At 64.8% G+C, this 17,727-nt stretch carries 18 protein-coding genes; 6 read left to right on the top strand and 12 right to left on the bottom strand.

All coding sequences use genetic code 11. The features are described 5' to 3' along the window. The first annotated feature begins 195 nt into the window (after positions 1-195). The 3 genes from fliD to EDF56_RS13405 all read left to right on the top strand — a co-directional run bounded on the left by fliD (position 196) and on the right by EDF56_RS13405 (position 2,797). Positions 196-1,650 carry a flagellar filament capping protein FliD gene (gene fliD, locus EDF56_RS13415; RefSeq protein WP_132388174.1) on the top strand — a complete coding sequence of 485 codons (1,455 nt, stop codon included), beginning with the start codon at positions 196-198 and terminating at the stop codon, positions 1,648-1,650. Between the two features lies 1 nt (position 1,651). Further along, a complete protein-coding gene (locus tag EDF56_RS13410) occupies positions 1,652-2,023 on the top strand; it encodes a flagellar protein FliS (protein WP_132388172.1) in 372 nt (123 codons plus the stop codon). Between the two features lie 171 nt (positions 2,024-2,194). Next, positions 2,195-2,797 (top strand): LuxR C-terminal-related transcriptional regulator, encoded by a 603-nt coding sequence (locus tag EDF56_RS13405; RefSeq protein WP_132388170.1) that lies wholly within the window; start codon positions 2,195-2,197, stop codon positions 2,795-2,797. Between the two features lie 286 nt (positions 2,798-3,083). Here EDF56_RS13405 and EDF56_RS13400 read toward each other — a convergent pair whose 3' ends face one another. Continuing rightward, entirely contained in the window at positions 3,084-3,521 is a 438-nt protein-coding gene (locus EDF56_RS13400; protein ID WP_243652576.1) for a hypothetical protein, read from the bottom strand. A gap of 197 nt (positions 3,522-3,718) precedes the next feature. Continuing rightward, positions 3,719-4,435, bottom strand: coding sequence for an alpha/beta hydrolase (locus EDF56_RS13395; RefSeq protein ID WP_132388166.1), 717 nt, complete (start codon positions 4,433-4,435; stop codon positions 3,719-3,721). Between the two features lie 85 nt (positions 4,436-4,520). Here EDF56_RS13395 and EDF56_RS13390 point away from each other — a divergent pair, with 85 nt between their 5' ends. After that, on the top strand, positions 4,521-5,081 hold the full coding sequence (locus EDF56_RS13390; protein ID WP_165912186.1) for a TetR/AcrR family transcriptional regulator: 561 nt from the start codon (positions 4,521-4,523) through the stop codon (positions 5,079-5,081). A 221-nt stretch (positions 5,082-5,302) separates the two neighbouring features. Here the strand turns inward: EDF56_RS13390 and EDF56_RS13385 are convergent, their stop codons facing one another. The 5 genes from EDF56_RS13385 to EDF56_RS13365 form a co-directional block, all read right to left on the bottom strand. Then, positions 5,303-6,223 carry an SDR family NAD(P)-dependent oxidoreductase gene (locus EDF56_RS13385; RefSeq protein WP_132388162.1) on the bottom strand — a complete coding sequence of 307 codons (921 nt, stop codon included), beginning with the start codon at positions 6,221-6,223 and terminating at the stop codon, positions 5,303-5,305. A 49-nt stretch (positions 6,224-6,272) separates the two neighbouring features. After that, positions 6,273-7,481 carry a CoA transferase gene (locus EDF56_RS13380; RefSeq protein ID WP_132388160.1) on the bottom strand — a complete coding sequence of 403 codons (1,209 nt, stop codon included), beginning with the start codon at positions 7,479-7,481 and terminating at the stop codon, positions 6,273-6,275. Next, the gene (locus EDF56_RS13375; protein ID WP_132388158.1) at positions 7,478-8,503 is read right to left on the bottom strand and encodes an alpha/beta hydrolase; all 1,026 of its coding nucleotides are present in this window, start codon (positions 8,501-8,503) and stop codon (positions 7,478-7,480) included. Before EDF56_RS13375 ends, EDF56_RS13380 begins: the two co-directional genes overlap by 4 nt. A 110-nt stretch (positions 8,504-8,613) precedes the next feature. After that, positions 8,614-9,750, bottom strand: a complete 1,137-nt coding sequence (locus EDF56_RS13370; protein ID WP_132388156.1) for a MaoC family dehydratase N-terminal domain-containing protein — start codon at positions 9,748-9,750, stop codon at positions 8,614-8,616. A gap of 32 nt (positions 9,751-9,782) precedes the next feature. Continuing rightward, positions 9,783-11,360, bottom strand: coding sequence for an AMP-binding protein (locus tag EDF56_RS13365; RefSeq protein ID WP_132388154.1), 1,578 nt, complete (start codon positions 11,358-11,360; stop codon positions 9,783-9,785). Positions 11,361-11,490: 130 nt separating this feature from the next. Here EDF56_RS13365 and EDF56_RS13360 point away from each other — a divergent pair, with 130 nt between their 5' ends. Continuing rightward, positions 11,491-12,279, top strand: a complete 789-nt coding sequence (locus EDF56_RS13360) for a helix-turn-helix domain-containing protein (protein ID WP_132388152.1) — start codon at positions 11,491-11,493, stop codon at positions 12,277-12,279. 52 nt (positions 12,280-12,331) lie between these two features. Here the strand turns inward: EDF56_RS13360 and EDF56_RS13355 are convergent, their stop codons facing one another. Next, on the bottom strand, positions 12,332-13,105 hold the full coding sequence (locus tag EDF56_RS13355; protein WP_132388150.1) for a DUF4019 domain-containing protein: 774 nt from the start codon (positions 13,103-13,105) through the stop codon (positions 12,332-12,334). 276 nt (positions 13,106-13,381) lie between these two features. Between EDF56_RS13355 and EDF56_RS13350 the strand changes: the two genes are divergently transcribed. Then, positions 13,382-14,449, top strand: coding sequence for a hypothetical protein (locus tag EDF56_RS13350; RefSeq protein WP_132388148.1), 1,068 nt, complete (start codon positions 13,382-13,384; stop codon positions 14,447-14,449). A 94-nt stretch (positions 14,450-14,543) separates the two neighbouring features. On the opposite strand, the gene EDF56_RS13345 is transcribed toward EDF56_RS13350, so the two are convergent. The 4 genes from EDF56_RS13345 to EDF56_RS13330 all read right to left on the bottom strand — a co-directional run bounded on the left by EDF56_RS13345 (position 14,544) and on the right by EDF56_RS13330 (position 17,724). Further along, on the bottom strand, positions 14,544-14,996 hold the full coding sequence (locus tag EDF56_RS13345; RefSeq protein ID WP_132388146.1) for a MaoC family dehydratase: 453 nt from the start codon (positions 14,994-14,996) through the stop codon (positions 14,544-14,546). 67 nt (positions 14,997-15,063) lie between these two features. Beyond that, positions 15,064-15,462: a hypothetical protein gene (locus EDF56_RS13340; RefSeq protein WP_132388144.1), complete on the bottom strand. Its 399-nt coding sequence runs from the start codon at positions 15,460-15,462 to the stop codon at positions 15,064-15,066. Between the two features lie 106 nt (positions 15,463-15,568). Continuing rightward, a complete protein-coding gene (locus EDF56_RS13335) occupies positions 15,569-17,413 on the bottom strand; it encodes an acetyl/propionyl/methylcrotonyl-CoA carboxylase subunit alpha (protein ID WP_132388142.1) in 1,845 nt (614 codons plus the stop codon). Next, on the bottom strand, positions 17,410-17,724 hold the full coding sequence (locus tag EDF56_RS13330; protein WP_132388140.1) for a DUF3088 family protein: 315 nt from the start codon (positions 17,722-17,724) through the stop codon (positions 17,410-17,412). The genes EDF56_RS13335 and EDF56_RS13330 overlap by 4 nt, the downstream gene beginning before the upstream one ends. Positions 17,725-17,727: the final 3 nt, after the last annotated feature.

Raw genomic sequence — 17,727 nt, 5'->3', positions numbered from 1 at the left:
GTCATTGCGAGCGCAGCGAAGCAATCCAGGGGCGCATCCAGCCGCTCTGGATTGCCGCGTCGGCTTCGCCTCCTCACAATGACGAAAGGGCAGGGGAGACCGCGGCACCCCGCGACGAACCACGCCAGCGCAAATGGATCAGCCCGGCTTGCCGACGGCCCTTAAATATCCGCCGTCCCTGCCGTCCTGCGCTGCATGGCTACCACCACGTCCACCACCTCGACGACGAGCGCGGCCTCGTCCTTGGCTACAACCTCGCTGGTGACGGCGCTGGGCGGCGGCAGCGGCGTCGACATGGCAGCCCTGGCCAACAACCTTGCCATCGCCCAGTTCGCCACCCGCACAGACCAGCTGACGACGAAAGCCGACAAGCTCAACACCCAGATTTCCACCGCCTCCAACATCAAGTCGATGCTGCTGGCGATCGACACCTCACTGGGCACACTGGTCCGCAGCGGCGATCTGGCGCGCACGCCGAATGTCGCCAACAGCGCGGTGGCAACCGGCGGGCTGACCGGATCCACCACGCCCACCGGGACCTATTCGCTGGAAGTCACCAAGCTCGCCTCGGCCCAGCAGATCGCCAGCAAGGCTTATGCCGCCAAGACCGACCTTGTCGGTGCGGGCACGCTGACGCTGCGCTTCGGCACCGTCTCGGGCAGCAGCTTCAGCGAGGATACCACCCACGCGGCGGTCAACATCACTGTCGACAGCGATGACACGCTGGCGGACGTCGCCACCAAGATCAACGCCGCCAATTCGGGCGTCACGGCCTATGTCGCGCAGACGGTGGACGGCGCCCAGCTCGTGCTCAAGGGCGCGGAGGGGGCGAAGAACGCCTTCACGCTGCAAGCCACCGAGAATGCCGACGCGCCGGGCCTCTCCAACCTTGCATGGACCCCGGGCTCGACCACCGGCACGGTGCTGGCGACCGCCGGCGATGCCTCGCTCAAGGTCGACGGCCTGTCGATCACGTCCGCATCCAACACGTTGACCGACGTGATCCCCGGCGTGAAGCTCACCCTCACCGGCACCAACACCGGAGCGCCCACCACGGTCAGCTTTGCCGATCCCACCACCTCGATCGCCTCGTCCATGCAGGACCTGGTCGATGCGCTGAACGAAGTGGTGGGCGCGCTCAACACGGCGACGGCGGTGGGCGGCGATCTCGCCAATGACAGCGGCGCCCGGTCGCTCAAGCGCGCGCTCTCGGGGCTGGGCAGTGCCACGATCATGCCGAATGCCACGGGGATGGCGAAAACCCTTGCCGACCTCGGGCTGAAGACCCAGCGCGACGGCACGTTCACGCTCGACAACGACCGGCTGACCGCGACCATCGCCGCCGATCCCGACGGCGTCGCCGCGATGTTCACCAACGGCATCAACGGCGTGTTCGGCACGCTCGACAAGATCTACCGCACGGCCAGTTCCAGCACGGACACCAGCTCGCTGGGCGGATCGATCTCCCGCTACACCAAGCAACTGGCGCAAGTGGCCTCGGACCAGAGCGACCTGGCCGACCAGCAGGAGGCGCTGCGGGCGCGGCTCGCCTCGCAATTCACCGTTTCCGAGACGCGCATCAGCGTCTCCAAATCGACCCTAAGCATGCTGCAAGGCCAGATCGCCCAGTGGAACAAGTCGAGCGACTGAGATGCTGCGCCAACAGAACCCCAACGATGCCTATCGCCGCGTCGACTTCGACGCCCGCGTCAACGGCGCCAAACCGGCCGATCTGGTCCACTTGTGTTACGAACATCTGGTCGCCGCGCTCGGCACGGCGATCCACGCCGAACGCATCGGCGACAATGCGCTGAGAAGCCGCTCGCTCACGCGTGCGCTGACGGCGATAACCGCGCTGCAACTGGGCATCTCGGGGGAGAGCAGCATGGCGGCCGCGCTCAATCAGCTTTACGAGGCGGCGCGGCGCACGGTGCTCGATTCCGCGATCAGCTTCGATTCGCGCCAGATCGGGACACTGCGCAAGGATTTCGAGGAAATCGGGCGCGCTCTGCAAGGCGAATAGGGGCACTTCCGCAGGAGGTACTTCCGTTTCGGTTGCTGCTTTGCGACTGATTGCATGGGTTCTTTTCCGCAAACCACCCCGAGTGCCACGATTTCGGATCAGGTCTCCGGCCGCTTTTTCACCGACCTGAGATATCTCCCTTAAGGCAGATGCCGAATAAGGAGGATACCCATGGAGCGGATTTCGAACCTCATCCTCATCGACAACGACATGCGGCGCCGCGCCGCGATCAGCCACGCCTTGTCCAGCGGCAACATTCACGTCGAACCGTTCGAGAACATTTCCGAACTTTCCAGCACCTGGCCGCGATCCGGTGTCATCCTGATCCATGACGAAGCCGGTGCGATCGACGATCTGATCGAATCGATGGCCCAGCATGGCGAATGGTTCCCGATCATCGCCTTCAGCGAAGCCCCTTCCGCCAACCGCATCGTGGAGGCCATTCTCGACGGCGCGATCGACTATATTGCCTGGCCGATCTCCGCCGCCGAACTCAACGACACGCTCTCCCGCGCCATCGAACGCGCGGAAAGCGTGGGCAATGCCAAGCTTCGCGAAGTCATGGCCCGCGCCCGCGTCGAACGCCTCACCCGCCGCGAACGCGAGGTGTTGGGCGGTGTTGCCAGCGGCCTGTCGAACCGCCTGATCGGAGAAAAGCTCTCGATCAGCCCGCGCACGGTGGAAATCCACCGCGCCAACATGCTCAACAAGCTGGGTGCCAACCACACCTCGGACGCGATCCGCATCGCCATCGAGGCGGCGCTGGTCAATTGACAACGCAATGGTTCGGATGATCCCGGATTTGACCTTAGCGCCGCAGGCACGAAGGTTTAGCGGGAACCGTGCCATTCACGATCTGCCGGCAGCCACTCGATCACCTTGCCGGCATTCGGTCCCGCAGCCCGGTCAAGCAAGTCCCGGGCATGGCGGCACGGTCACAATCCCCTCCTGACCGGAGCCGTCGCGGAACCCTTGATAAGCTAACTGGCGGGGGATCCGGTCTTCGTGCGACCTACCGGATACCCCGTCCCGTTTAATGCGGTGCCGTTTCCTGCTTGTCTCAGTGCAGCCTTGCACCATTCGGCAAAGTGAGCGGCGCTGACATCCCGTCATCGCGCTCAAGACCCGAAAGGATCATCGAGACATAGGCGGCCAGCAGCGCCAGCCCGAACGTGGCGCCTTCGGAGATCACTTCCTCGGACCCATCCGGCAGGACCAGCGTTGCCAGGCACGATCCCGCGCTCCCGCGAGAGACCATGCAATTGACGTCGGGCCCGACGATGGCGAACACCGCGCTCTCGGCGGCTCCGCACGAGAGCATCGCCTCGATCGTGGTGGGCTCGAACGTCGCGCCGCTCTGCCCGTCCGGATCGTGCAGCAGCAACACGGCCTCGCGAATGCGGTCGTGCTCCTCCGCGGACGCGCTGCCGGCGCAATCGTGCAGAAAATCGCGCAGGCGCGCGATCCAGACGTGGGTGTCGGAAACTGGTTCGGTCAAGGAACTCGCCATCGTTGCAGCCCGTTCAAGCGGATGCAGCCAAAATCCCAGAGTGGCACCGGCTGTCAATCCGCACAAACAACGTGGGTTCTCACCCCGTATCACCTTGCTACAGCGTCACCGCATTTGGTGAAGCATGGATTCACGAACGCGATCGGCCGTTTTTGACCGCAAGTATCTCCTTAACCGAGCAATTTTCAGATCCGGGCGATGGCGTCCAGCCGCTCGGCGACCCAGTCGGGCTCGGTGAGCATGAGATCGTGACCGGTGTCGATATCCCACACACGCCCCTCAGAACGCTCGGTCAGCAGCGGCATATCGCGTCCGGGGATGGTTGATGTGCAGATCAGGTGGCTCTCGGGAATCGCCCGCATGGCCGATTCGCCAGTGAAAGCGATCTTCTGCGCAAAGCATTTCCACGGCTGCCGCGTCAGCCGCGCATCGGTCCAGGCGCCCAGTTCCGGGTCTGTCACGCCAAAGAAAGCGGCGAAGCCCGGCATGGGCTCAAGCACCACGTCCACCCCATCCACTTGCCGCATCGTCTGGCGCGCCTGATCGATCATTTCAAAGGCATGTTCGTGCAGCGATTCCCCGTCGACCGGATAAGCGGCATCCAGATAGACACGGTGCCCCACCCGCCCCGGCTGGCGATCCGCCGCGCCGGTGATGACCATGCCGCCATAGCTGTGGCCAACCAGGATCGCGTCGGTCAGATCCTCGAACTCCAGCAACTGGGCCACGTCGTCGATATGGGTGTCGAGGTCGATCGCCGGGCTCAGCAGATGCTTGCGATCGCCAAGGCCGCTGAGCGAGGGCGTGTGCACTTCATGCCCCATGGCACGCAGCCGCTGCGCCACCGGCTTGTAACACCAGCCACCGTGACCGCCGCCGTGAACGAGAACGAAAGTCGCCATCTCAGCCTTCTCCGCAGTTATGTTATCGACTGATAACTTCGGTTGCTCTTGCCCTTCTGTCAATCCCGGCGATAGCCTGCGGGCGATGGAAGCACCTTCTCCCCGCAATGGCGCCAGAAACGCAGAAGCCACGCGTGCGCGCATTCTCGATGCGGCCAAGCACTTGTTCTCGACCAGCGGCTATTCGCATACCGGCATCCGCGAAATCGCCGCGCGCGCCGGGATCAGTTCGCCGCTGCTGCTGCGCTATTACGGATCGAAAGCGGGGCTGTTCGAGGCGGCACTGGATCAGGCCATGGCGGTCGAGCCGCTGCTGGCCGTCGCGCCCGAAGACTTCGCCCGGCACATCACGACGGAATTGCTGGGAAGTGCGGAATCGGTGCAGCCGATGCTGATGATCGCCATGGCCTCCGGCGCGCCGGAAGCGGCCGAGATCGCCGCGCAGGTCTTCGCGCGGCGCTGCATCGCGCCCATGGCGGAGGCGATTGGCGGCGAGAGCGGCGCCGTGAAGGCGCTCGAAATCTCGATCCTGTCGATCGGCTTCGTGTTCTTCTTGCGCCACTTGCCGCTGACCGGCTTCGGCGAAAGCGAGCGCGCGCAAGTGGCGGACTGGTTTACCCGCTGCCTGCAGGACTTGCGCGGCTAGTCACTGTCGGCAAGGCACCCCAAAACCTGAAAAGTCGGACTATGTTCAGACTTTCTGGATTTTGCCCCCCACACCGCTCAGGCTGAGCTTGTCGAAGCCCGCAGCACCACGCCGCAGGGGGCTTCGACAAGCTCAGCCTGAGCGGGTGGAGAGCGTTTCCAGGCTGACTGCTGCGGTAGGTTTTCACAACCATCGAACCCGTGAATTCGCTCCCTGCCCCCTCAGGCCACCGTTTCGCGCCGGATCATCGCAAAACCATAAAGCAAATGTTCCAACTGCCCATCGGGCACTGGCGGGAAGGCCAGCGCCTCACCGCCGTTACGGATGGCATCGATCTGCTCGGCCACTTGCTCAAGCGACCAGTCCGGCCGGAACGCGCCCTCGTTCTCCATCACCTTGGCCCGCGCCAGACGGCCGCCCATGGCGACGAACATCTCGCCCGAAGCCTCGCAGCTTTCATGGCAGAGATAGCCGACCATCGGCGCCACCTGTTCCGGTTCCATCGGCGGGAACTGGCTGGTGTCGATCCCTTCGGACATGCGGGTGACGGCAGCGGGCACGATCAGGTTGGACTTCACGTTATTGTGCTGCCCCTCGATCGCGGCGGTGTTGGACAGGCCCATGAAACCCGCCTTGCACATCGCATAAGTCACATTGTCCGACTTGCCGTAGAGCCCGTTGATCGAACTGGTCAGCACGATGCGCCCGAAGCCCTGCGCCATCATGTGCGGAAACGCCTCGCGCACGACGTGATAGGCGCCCTTCAGGTGGACATCGAGGACGCTGGTGAAATCCTCGTACGCGAGTTCGGACAGGCTGCCGCGCCGCACGTTCCCGGCCGAGTGGATCAGGATATCAATCCGCCCAAAGGCATCGAGCGCGGACTGGATGATCGCCTTGCCGCCTTCCGGCGTGGCGACGCTGTCGGTGTTGGCGACAGCCTCCCCGCCCGCCGCGCGGATTTCAGCGGCAAGCGCCTCGGCCGGGCCTTCGTCGGTGGCATCGCCCGCCATCGAGACGCCGGGATCGTTGACGACGATCTTGCAGCCCCGGCTCGCCAGCAGCAGTGCGTGCGCCCGACCGAGCCCACGCCCGCCGCCGGTGATCACGGCGACACGATTTTCGAAGCGCAGGTCGGCCATCTGGAAATCCTCTCAGGTTCTTTCCGCCAGCCTTGCCTGAAGCGTGGGCTCAGGCAACCACTCCGGCGCGGCGAAGCTGCGCAATTCGCTCCGGCGAAAGATCGAGCACGTCCTCCAGAATGGAATCGGTGTGCTCGCCCAGCACCGGCGGCGCCGTCGGCACCGCCTGCTGCGCATCGGTAAAGCGGATCGGGCGATTGACGATGGGGATCGGCCCCAGCGTCTTGTGCTGCGTTTCCACCACCATTTCGCGCTCGACCGCCTGCGGCTGCGCCAGCGCTTCGGACACGCCCAGGATCGGCGCGTGCGGCACTTCGTGCGCGGTGAAGATCGCCACCAGTTCGTCCACGCTGTGGCGTTCGGTAAAGGCGCTGACGATCGCGTTGACCTCCGCCCGTGCATCGCGGCGCTTTTCCAGCGTGTCGTAACGCGGGTCTTCGGTCAGTTCCGGCCGCTCGATGGAGCGGCAGATGCGGCTCCAGAATCCCGGCGTCAGGCAGGCAACGACAATGGAGCCTTCGCGCGCCGGGAAGATGCCATAAGGCACGAGGTTGGGATGCTGCGATCCCACACGGCTGGGGTCGGTACCGTTGAAGAAGGCGAGCTGCGCGATGTAGCCCAGCATGCCGATCAGCCCGTCCATCAGGCTGACGTCGATATGCCGCCCTACGCCGGTCCGCTCGCGCTCGTAAAGGGCGGAGAGGATGCCGATGGGCCCGTTGATGCCACCGACCAGATCGCCCAGCGGAATGCCCAGCTTGGTCGGCAGCCCGTCCGGCTCTCCGTTCATGGAGAGCGCGCCGGACATGGCCTGAAGCACGATGTCGAAGCTGGGCCGGTCCTTCAGCGGTCCGGTCTGGCCATAGCCCGAGATCGAGCAGTAGATCAGGCGCGGGTTGATCGCCTTCATCGCCTCGTAACCAAGGCCGAGCCGGTCCATCACACCGGGGCGGTAGTTCTCCACCAGCACGTCGCACTTGGCCGCCAGATCGCGGACCAGCGCCAGCCCGTCCTCGCTCTTGAGGTCGACGACGATGGATTTCTTGCCGCGATTGACGGCGAGATAATAGTGGCTCTCCCCATCGCGCGTGGGCGGGAACGTGCGCGTCTCGTCGCCAGTGCCCGGTGGTTCGATCTTGAACACTTCGGCGCCCATGTCGGCCAGCGCAAGGCTGGCGGCGGGGCCCGCCAGCACCCGCGTGAAGTCGATCACGCGCACACCGGCGAGCGGGCCGCCCCAAGGTTCGTCAGCACTCATCGGGACAGGTTCTCTCGGAAGAAGGAAAGGATTGCCGCCACGGCATCGCGCCCTTCGGGCATGTGGAGGCCGTAGTGGAAGCAGTGGCCCATGCCCTCGCCGACGATCAGCGTCGAACGGATACCGGCCTTGAGCAACTGCGAATTGGTGAAGATCGCCGGGCTGAGATCCATGGCGCGGGTGCCGGTGATGATCAGCGTGGGCGGAAAGGTCGCCAGCACGTCGAGATGATAGCCCGGCCAGGCACTGGGATCGCGCGGATCGCAGCCGTCGAAATAGCCGCGCGTGATGTCGATGGGCGTGCTGCCGTCCGCAGGGGGCGGTGGGAAAGAGCCGTCGATATAGCCTGCGACATAGGCGGACTCCCCGGCCCCGAACGGCACGCCGCCCGCGCCGAAAATGCCGACCGCGCCCGCTTGCGGCAGTCCGTGCGCGGGAAGCCAGGCGGCGGCCTGGGCGGTCAACGCGCCGCCTGCCGAACCGCCGTAAATGCCGATCCGCTCGGGCGCATAGTCCGCCAGAAGCGCGGCATAGACCGCCGCGACATCTTCCACGCCTGCCGGATGGCGATGCTCGGGCGCCATGCGATAGTTGACGCTGATCACGCGGAACCTGCCGAGTGCGGCGATCGGGATCGCCTCCAGCAACGCGATCCCGTCCCATCCCACGGTGAAGGCGCCGCCGTGGAGGTTGATGAGCACGCGCTCGGGATCGTGGCTGCCGTCGGCGGGAGTGACATCGAGCACTTCCACGCCGCCGACGGTCTTGGTGACGATCTCGACCGCGAAGTTCTCGCGTAGCCGGGCCACGCCCGCCGCCGAATAGGCATTGATCTGCTCGCGCCGGGCGGCGATGTCCGGTTCCTGCTTGCCGGCGGCATCGAAGACCGGCGCGGTCGCGCGGGAACGCTGGAACGCGGCGGCTTCTTCGCTGAGCAGGCTGGAGACGGGCAAGGTGAAAGCCGGAACCCGCACGTCGCCATTGGTTTCGAACTGCGGCGCGGCCGCCTCATCCTGTGCCATTGCCTGCTCTCCCGTTTTTCTCGCGGCCCGTCATACGACACGGCCCGAACCTTCTGCAAAGGTCCGGGCCGAAATCGCCATGCCGCTATCGGCGGCAATGCCTCTCGCGATCAGCCCTTGCTGGGCAGTTCCGCAACGGCCGTGCCGAAGGCCGAGAGTTCGCCGCGATGGGTGGTCGCCTTCTGCGACACTTCGACGAACTTCTTGCCGCCTTCCTCGAACTTGCGCGTCACTTCGCCGGTGATGATGATGGCATCACCGTCCGGGTTGTGGCGGCGGATCTGGCAGTCCGACTTGGTGAGGAAGCCGTCGTCACCGATCCAGTTGGTCATGTGGTGCGTCAGCCACGAGCAACGCTCCGGACCGTAGTCGTAAGCGCCCGGGGCGCCCACTTCGAGAGCGAAGGCTTCGTCCCAGTGCACGCGCTCGGGGCAGTCCGGCACGTTGAAGCGGTTGCGGATGCCCAGACCCGGGTGGGCCTTCTGCATCTTGTAGGCCAGCTTGTTGGCGCGGATGTAGAGGCCGCCCCAGCCCTGCGCGTAGCAGATGAAGCCGGTGACAGTCATCGGGCCCTTCATCATCGGCGGCAGCTTGTCGCCGACGTTCACGTCCTCGAAGTAACGCGGGGTGGCGCCGCGGATCTCTTCCTGGTCGTAGATATCGTAGAATTCGTCGAGCTGTTCCTGGGTGAAGGGCTCAACGCGGCCACGCGCTTCGGTGTACTTGGTGCCGCGCTCGCGCGCTTCGTCACGGTCGGTGCGGAACACCCACGAATCCGCGCCGGCAACCTGCTCACCGTGCTGGTTGAAGAAGTCGACGTGGTAGATCTGCTGGAACGAACGACCGGCGAACTTGGTCTGATGCTCGACCAGATCCTTGAGGTAAGCGACGGTGGTGATGGTGTCGTTGCGCAGCACCGGCTTCTGCCAGGTCCAGTCCGCACCCGCCCACATGGCGTGCACGCCCGAAAGACCACCGCAGTAGCCCGAGACGATGCGGCTGGTGGTGAACAGGAACGAAGGCAGCGCGACGATCGAGCCGTACTTCGTGTTCTTCGCGTATTCCGGATCGCACCACAGCGGATTGTCGTCGCCGATGCCGTGGGCATAGTGGCGGATCGCGTCGCGGGTGGCTTCGTAGTTCCACGGCTCGACGGTGTTCTCGATCTTCACGCCGATGCGGGCGCGCAAATCGTCGAGGCCGGCCTCGGTGATCTTGGGGAACTTGGATTCTGCTGTGGTTGCCATTTCGGTACTCTCCTGAATTCCTGAGATAAGTTTTAGCCGACCGCTTCAGCAGCTTTCGCCGCCTCGCGATCGCGCAGCATCTTGCGGTGGACCTTGCCGGCCGGGTTCTTGGGCAGTTCGTCGACGAACTCGACGATGCGCGGGAATTCGTGCTGGGCGAGCTTCTCGCGGGTGAAGTCCTGAAGCTCCTTGACGAAGGCATCGTCGCCGGCGCGATTGGCGACGACGAAAGCCTTCACCACTTGCCCGCGCTTCTCGTCCGGCACGCCGATCACGCCGCATTCGAGCACGTTCTCATGCCGCAGCATGGTGTTCTCAATCTCGACCGCGGACATCGTCCAGCCCGCCGAGATGATCACGTCATCGGCGCGGCCGCAGTGGTAGAAATAGCCGTCCTCGTCGATCTTCGCGCGGTCCTTGGTGGTCATCCAAGCGCCGCCGCGCCAGAGCATCAGTTCACCGATCTCGCCGGGGGCGGTGGGCGTGCCGTCGGGCCGCTGCACTTCCAGCTTCTGCCCCGGAACCGCCTTGCCGAGCGAACCGGGCTTCACCGTGAAGTCCTGCGCACCGGGGTAGTTCACCAGCACCACGCCAATCTCGGTCGTCCCGTACATCGAGCAGACCGGAACCTTGAAGGCGCCGTCGATGAATTCCAGCGTCGCCGGATCGATCGGCTCCCCGGTGTAGGACAGCTTGCGGAAGTGGAACTTGAAATCCCCCGCCGCGCCGCTGTTCTTCATCATCCGATAGTGCGTCGCCGCCGCCGACATGTTGGTGATGCCGTAATCGTCGAGCGCCTTCATCAGCCGCACCGGATCGAAGCGCCCGGCGAAAGTGCCGGTGGTGACGCCGAGACCGAGCGGCGCCAGCGTGCCGTGCCACAGGCCATGGCCCCATGCGGGCGAGGACGGGCAGAAGAACTCGTCGCCCGGCCGGATGCCGGTGCCATAGAGCGCCGCGAACATCAGCGTGACGAGCGCCTTGTGCGTATGCTTCACCGCCTCCGGCAGCTCGCGCGTGGTACCGCTGGTGTACTGGAACACAGCGAGGTCGCCCGCCTTGGTCTTCGGCTCATAGGTGGCCGGATACTTCGCGATCTCGTCCAGCAGACCATCGTCCGCGACGATCACGCGCAGCCCGTTTTCCGCCGTCACCGCCCCGCGTGCGAGGTCTGCCTTCTCGGCATTGGTGATGAGGATCGCAGGCTTGCAGTCGTCGATGCGCAGCTTCAGCGCGTCCGGCCCGAACAGCGTGAACAGCGGCACCGAGATGGCGCCGGTCTGCATCGCGCCAAACAGGCAGACGTAGAACGGCAGCGAGGGTTCCAGCATGAAGGCAATGCGCTCCCCCGGCTGCACACCCTCGGCGTCGAGCCAGTGCGCAAACTGCGCGGCCCCGGCGGAGATCAGGTCGAAGCTCAGAATTTCATCGCGGCCATCGGCATGGGCGATGCGTACCGCCGCGCGGCCCGAGCCATCGGCGTGACGCGTGATGCATTCATGCGCGATGTTGAGCACATCGCGGTCGCCGTCGAACAGCTCCCACAGCGCGGCCGACGAGGCGTGCGCCTGCGCATCGGCATAGCTCGAAAGGTCGGTCAACTTCGCCATCGCTCATCCCACTCCGCGCCGGACGCATCGCTTCTGCGACTCACATCTCGGCCGTTTGTTCTTGTGTTCAACAAATGTGATGAAGCAGGCTTGTTTTGTAAATATTGAATGTTATTCTGTATATTGAACGATGAGCAGATCAGACCCTCTCGAAGACGCTGTGCGCGCCAGCAAGGCCCCCGCCATTGCCCGGGCGGCAGCGGTGCTGCGCCTGCTGGGCAAACGCGGATCGCCGATGGGGGTGCAGGCCATCGCCCGCGAACTGGGCCTCGTGCCCAGCACCTGCCTCTATGTTTTAAGGGCGTTAGTGGCCGAGGAATTCGTGGCTTTCGATCCCGACACCAAGCGCTACGCGCTCGACGCCGGCGTGCTCACCCTCGCCCGGGGATGGTTGAAGCGCGACCAGTTCAACGACCTTGCGCAAGGTCCACTCGACCGCATCTCGCGCGACTTCGGGCTGACCACATTGGGCGTGCAGGTCTTCGGGCTCGATCACATCATCGTCACGGCGATGGCGCAATCGGGCGAGGCATTCCAACTCTCCACACAGGTCGGCAGCCGCTTCCCCGCACTCGTCTCCGCCACCGGCCGCTGCATTGCCGCTTTCGGTGTGGAGGACCTCGAAACCCTGCACCCCCGCTTCGAAACGCTGCGCTGGGACGACGCTCCGTCATGGCCGGAATGGTGCGCGCAAGTCACCGAGGCGCGGCTGACCGGCATCGCTGTGGACGACGGCCACTACATCGCCGGCGTCACCGTAATCGCCGCGCCGGTGTGGAAAGGCGGTCGCGGCAGCGGCGCGCCTTCCCACGCACTGGTGGCCATCGGCATCGGCGCAACGCTGCGCGGCGAGATGGACCGGGTGAAGCAGGCGCTGGTCGGCGCGGCCCGCTCGCTCAGCGAGCATCTGGCCGGCTAGGGTCGATCCGAGGAGGAAACCCCGACGGCCATCCTTCGGACGCTCGCTCCGCCTACTCGATGGTCACGCCTGCCACGCGCCACACGCCATTTTCGCGCGCCAGCGAAACCGTCTCCACCGCATCCGCCTTCTTGGCGTAGCTGGTGCGGAACTTCACGACTTCGTACCCGTAAGGCGGCGCGGGCAGGTCTTCCTGACTAAGCAGCGTGCGCGAAATCGCCGCCCCCAGTGGTATGCGCACCCTTTCGGAGGTCTCCGCCCATACTTGCAGGGTGTTCAGCTTCTGGAATGCGGAGCCGGTCCCCTTGTAGCTATCCTCCCAGCGCCCCTGATCCACCAGCGTCAACCACTGGCGTGCCGCATCGACGACCTCCTGATTGACCGCGTTGGTCGGTGTTGGCGATGGCGGTGTGGCGACTTGCGTGAGGCTGGCGAGCGCCAGAAGGCCAAGGGCAAAGGTCATGAACAGAACTCCGATGCTGATCCGGGGATGGCGATGAAACCACCCGGCGCCGCCGGTCGGCGCCTCTGCCTGATCCGCCCGGAGCGCCGCCGCGTCTCCCCCGATTCCCGCGTCCACAAACAATTCGGGGTTCGGAGAACAAGCGTCTTCACCTTCCACTTCCAGCAGCAGGCGCGCCGCTTCCCGGCTGCTGGACACGGCCATCTTGCGCCGCGCATCGCGCAGCCGCTCGTTGATGGTATGGACCGAAAGGTCGAGGCTGCGGGCAATCGACTTGGCATCGTGCCCACGCACGATCAGGCGAAGCGTCTGCTTCTCCTTCTCGGTAAGGCCCCAGGAAGCGTGTTGCACCGGCATGTTCATACCTCCCGAGGCCTATGTAAGCCGCGCGGTCTCCACCACCCCCAAAAATATGTACTTGGATCGGGGTGACGGTTTTCTGCCGTTCCGGCGCTCCGACCGACGCGCTGCCGGAACAGGCTCCGGAATAGGGTGGCCCTGAGGGCAAACCCCCTCGGCATTAAGGTTTTTCCCTAGATCCACGACAGGGAACTCCCAATGGGTCTTGGCCCGAATCCCCTCTATCAGCAGGAAGGCAAACGCCGGAGATGATGCGCGATGGAAGACGGCGCGAGACGGTTGAAGTTCTCTTTCGTCCTGCCGCTGCTCATCCTGTCGGCGACGGGCTGTACGTCCATCGGCGCGCAGCGCATGGGGATCGATCGGTCCGACTATTCCATGCGGCTGCTGCAGAACAACAAGGAACAATTGCTGCTCAACATCGTGGCGATCCGTTACGGCGATGCCCCCGCGTTTCTTGAGGTCAATTCCGTCATCAGCCAATATACGCGCGAAGGCTCCGTCCATGCCGATTTCGGCATTCATCCCGCACCCGACGATGCAGACGGAACTGCGGGAGCCAATGTTCTGCTGCGGGAAACGCCAACGATCACTTATGCGCCGCTGTCGGGCGAGCGCTTTTCGCGCAGCATGCTCTCGCCCATTCCTCCGGCCTCTTTGCTGGCGATGATGGAGGCGGGGTGGTCCGCCGAATATCTGCTCCGGCTTTCGGCCCGATCGATCAACGGCGTTCGCTCGGGCAGTCACGATCCTTTGTTTGCCGGCGGCGCTGACCCTCAATTTCCGCTGATCGTCAAAGCCATCGGCCGCTTGCAGCGGAGTGGCGGAATTGCCCTTCATATCGAGCGCGACGAAAAATCGCATTTCACGGCAAGGGCGGTCCTGTCACGATCACCTTCGGACGTTGATCGCGCGGACCTCGAATTCATCAAGCGTGCACTCAATTTGCCGGGCGATGCCAAGGAACTGGCGATCCGCTTCGGAGCTGCCCAGCCGGCACCCGGCCAGCTTGCGATCGGTTCACGGTCAATGTTCGAGATATTGACCGAAATGGCGCAAGGCGTCGAACTGCCGGTCAAGGATAGAGACGGCAGGGTTACGGACGGGCAAACTGGTGTTGCCGGAGCCGATGCGGCCGGGGAGCCCCCACTTGTCCGCATCCATTGCGGCCCCGATCGCCCTGCCGATCCGCATGTCGCGATCCGCTATCGCGGCAGCTGGTTCTGGATCGACGGCACGGACAGCGAATCCAAGCGCATGTTCCTGATCACGCAGATCCTGCTCTCGCTCAACGATTCCAGTACCGCGAACAACAATGCCCCGCTCGTGACCATCCCGACCGGTTGACCAAGGCGAGGATCAAGCGCGAAGCTTACCACATTCCGCGGTCCGGAGGCGGTTCTTCCTCTGGACCGCCCCGCCTGTGGCAACCGAATTGGAGTTACGCGTCCCGCTTCTTGAGGAGGACGGTGCGCAGCATTGAGAGCGCAGTCTCACCGCGTTGGTTGGTCAGTTCGTGCTTGAACACGACGATGCCCTGCGTGGGGCGCGACTTGCTCTCGCGCATTTCGACCACTTCGGAATGACAGGTCAGCGTGTCGCCGATGAAGGTCGGCTTGGGCGTCACCACCTTGTCGAAGCCGAGGTTCGCGACGAGCGTGCCCACAGTCGTGTCCGCGATCGAAAGACCGACGGCGAGGCTGAAAGTGAAAGTCGAATTGACGAGGATCTGGCCGAACTCGCTCTGCTTGGCGAATTCCGCGTCCAGATGGAGCGGCTGCATGTTATGCGTCATCGCCGAGAACATCAGGTTGTCGGTCTCGGTAACGGTGCGGCCCGGCTGATGGGTTATCCTGTCACCCACGGTCCATTCGTCGAAAAAGCGGCCCGGCAAAATCCTGTCTCCCTTTGTAAAATGTCCGTCCGGGCGCGGATCACCGCGTCCGGCCGGACAGCCTGTATCAACGCGCCATTATGCGGATCTGCGGGCGAGTGCCTTGCGGGACCCGCTGGAAGGACGCGGTCACGCGGTCTATCCGGCGCGGACCGCCGGTCAGTGTGGTCACCCGCGTACAGGAATTCGCCCGGATGGTGGCGTTCACGCGGATGTTCTGCTGCCGGCCGTTATCAAGGCGCACCGTGTAGCTCGTCATACGGATCGGCGCGGCGCGCGTGCAGAGCTGGACCTGCCGGAAAGCGTTGCGGCTGCCGACGGTGAACGTGCTGTGGGTGGTCCCGGGATTGACCGTCCGGGTGCCGAGCGTGGTCCAGTGCGACGGCGGCGCGGCCTCCGCCGGGGCAAGCGCGACAAGCGGAGTGACGGCGACTGCGCCAAGGGCAAGAAGATACGAAAGCTTCAAGGGAATTCTCCTCGTATCGAATCCGTCGGACAAGGACGGACAGGAAAGGGCTAAGCCCATCCCGCCGAACTTAAAATGACAATTCGTGCAGGCCGCGATCCTCGCCTCAATCTTCGTGCGGTTCGACGCGCGCCAGCAGGGCTTCCACCTGAATCTGTGCCCCCCCGACGACGTTGAGTTCCGCCACCACGCCATCGAAGGGCGCGGCCAGCGTGTGCTCCATCTTCATCGCTTCCAGCGTCAGCAGCTTCTGCCCCTTGGTGACGGACTGCCCCTGCGTGACGTCCACCGCGATGACCTTGCCCGGCATCGGCGCAAGGATCGCCCCCGAACCGTCCGCCGCGCCATGGACGCCGTCCCGCCGCCAGGGAGTGAGCAGCCAGGCCTGCCCCTGTTCGGTGACGAGCACGCCGTCATCCGGCTCCTCGCTGCCTTCACCGGTAAGTTCGATCTCGACCTTCTCGCCGTCGAGCGAGAACCATGCCGCACGCGCAGGCGCCGCATTGAGGCGGAAGCCCGCCATCGGCACGGCCGATACCAACGAGTTCGCAGCAGCCTGAAGCACTTCGTCCGAAGGCACGGGCGCTTCCGCCATGCTCTCGCCATCGCGGCCGATCAGGCCGGTATCGACCTTGCCCGCTGCGAAGTCGGGATGCTGCAAGGCCTTGACGAGGAACGAGGCATTGGTCCGCACCGGCCAGACGGCGCTGTCCTCCAGCATCTCGCCCAGCCGCTCGCGCGCTTCGTCGCGGTCCTCACCCCAGGCGATGACCTTGGCAATCATCGGGTCGTAAAAGGGCGAGACTTCGGCACCTTCGTAAACGCCGGTGTCGATGCGGCCACCCTCAGCCTCACCGAATTCCAGCAGTTCGAGCTTGCCGATGCTGGGCAGGAAGCCCTTGGCCGGGTCCTCGGCATAGAGGCGGGCTTCCATCGCCCAGCCGTCGATGGTGAGGTCTTCCTGCGACAGCGGCAGCGGTTCCCCGCTCGCCACGCGCAGCTGCCATTCGACCAGATCGACCCCGGTGATCTCCTCGGTCACCGGATGCTCGACCTGAAGGCGCGTGTTCATTTCCATGAACCAGATGCGGTCTGCGGAGAGCTTGCCCGAACCGTCCGCGATGAACTCGATCGTGCCGGCGCCCTGATAGTCCACGGCCTTGGCCGCCCGCACCGCCGCTGCACAGAGCGCCTCGCGAGTGGCCGCGTCCATGCCGGGCGCGGGGGCTTCCTCGATCACCTTCTGGTGGCGGCGCTGGAGCGAGCAATCACGCTCGAACAAGTGGACGACATTGCCGTGGCTGTCGCCGAAGACCTGCACTTCGATGTGCCGGGGCGAAGCGATGTACTTCTCGATCAGCACGTGGTCGTTGCCGAACGAGGACGCCGCCTCGCGCTTGCATGAGGCCAGCGCGTCGACGAAAGCCTCGGGCGCCTCGACCAGCCGCATGCCCTTGCCGCCGCCGCCCGCGACGGCCTTGATGAGCACCGGATAGCCGATCTTGGCGGCCTCGGCGGCGAGCAAGGCAGGCTCCTGGTTCTCGCCCATGTAGCCCGGCGTCACCGGTACCCCGGCCTCTGCCATCAGCTTCTTGGCCGCGTCCTTCAGGCCCATCGCCGTGATCGAGGACGGCTTCGGGCCGACCCAGACCAGCCCGGCATCCATCACCGCCTGCGCAAATTCGGCATTCTCGGACAGGAAGCCATAGCCCGGATGAATCGCCTCGGCGCCGGTCTGCTTCGCGGCGGCAATGATCTTTTCGCCCACGAGGTAGCTTTCGCGCGCCGCAGACGGGCCGATGTGCACGGCCTCATCCGCCTCGCGAACATGCAGCGCATCGGCATCGGCGTCGGAATAGACCGCGACGGTGCGAATGCCGAGTTCCCGCGCGGTGCGGATAACGCGGCAGGCGATCTCGCCGCGATTGGCGATCAGCAGCGACTGGATCATGGGTGACGCTCCGGGAAACCGTGACGGGTATGCAGCGCCGCAAGGACGCCTTCGATATCATTGGCGAAGCCGCCCTCGGCAAAGGCGAGCGCGGGAAGGTTCTGGTTTTCCTCGCCCAGCGCGGCGACCACGGCCGCACGCGGGCGCGGCCAGCCGACGCGCACGACCTCGATCTGGCCTGCGCGCTCGGGGAACAGCGCCAGCAGGCCCTCCACCGTCACGCAATCCTTGCAGTAGAAGCGGCGCTCGCCGCCGAATGCGGGATCGGCATAGTCGGTATCGAGTACGAAGAGAGTATCCATATCGGCCATCGC

The sequence above is a fragment of the Novosphingobium sp. PhB165 genome (assembly GCF_004341845.1).
Lineage (GTDB): Bacteria > Pseudomonadota > Alphaproteobacteria > Sphingomonadales > Sphingomonadaceae > Novosphingobium.
The sequence above is the reverse complement of the archived record's forward strand: the minus strand, read 5'-3'. Positions and strand labels throughout refer to the sequence as shown.

Excerpts from the sequence above, each read along its gene's own strand:
- fliD (WP_132388174.1), top strand. The coding sequence starts at position 196 with ATGGCTACCACCACGTCCACCACCTCGACGACGAGCGCGGCCTCGTCC.
- EDF56_RS13410 (WP_132388172.1), top strand. The coding sequence starts at position 1,652 with ATGCTGCGCCAACAGAACCCCAACGATGCCTATCGCCGCGTCGACTTC.
- EDF56_RS13405 (WP_132388170.1), top strand. The coding sequence starts at position 2,195 with ATGGAGCGGATTTCGAACCTCATCCTCATCGACAACGACATGCGGCGC.
- EDF56_RS13395 (WP_132388166.1), bottom strand. The coding sequence starts at position 4,435 with ATGGCGACTTTCGTTCTCGTTCACGGCGGCGGTCACGGTGGCTGGTGT.
- EDF56_RS13390 (WP_165912186.1), top strand. The coding sequence starts at position 4,521 with ATGGAAGCACCTTCTCCCCGCAATGGCGCCAGAAACGCAGAAGCCACG.
- EDF56_RS13385 (WP_132388162.1), bottom strand. The coding sequence starts at position 6,223 with ATGGCCGACCTGCGCTTCGAAAATCGTGTCGCCGTGATCACCGGCGGC.
- EDF56_RS13380 (WP_132388160.1), bottom strand. The coding sequence starts at position 7,481 with ATGAGTGCTGACGAACCTTGGGGCGGCCCGCTCGCCGGTGTGCGCGTG.
- EDF56_RS13375 (WP_132388158.1), bottom strand. The coding sequence starts at position 8,503 with ATGGCACAGGATGAGGCGGCCGCGCCGCAGTTCGAAACCAATGGCGAC.
- EDF56_RS13370 (WP_132388156.1), bottom strand. The coding sequence starts at position 9,750 with ATGGCAACCACAGCAGAATCCAAGTTCCCCAAGATCACCGAGGCCGGC.
- EDF56_RS13365 (WP_132388154.1), bottom strand. The coding sequence starts at position 11,360 with ATGGCGAAGTTGACCGACCTTTCGAGCTATGCCGATGCGCAGGCGCAC.
- EDF56_RS13360 (WP_132388152.1), top strand. The coding sequence starts at position 11,491 with ATGAGCAGATCAGACCCTCTCGAAGACGCTGTGCGCGCCAGCAAGGCC.
- EDF56_RS13355 (WP_132388150.1), bottom strand. The coding sequence starts at position 13,105 with ATGAACATGCCGGTGCAACACGCTTCCTGGGGCCTTACCGAGAAGGAG.
- EDF56_RS13335 (WP_132388142.1), bottom strand. The coding sequence starts at position 17,413 with ATGATCCAGTCGCTGCTGATCGCCAATCGCGGCGAGATCGCCTGCCGC.
- EDF56_RS13330 (WP_132388140.1), bottom strand. The coding sequence starts at position 17,724 with ATGGCCGATATGGATACTCTCTTCGTACTCGATACCGACTATGCCGAT.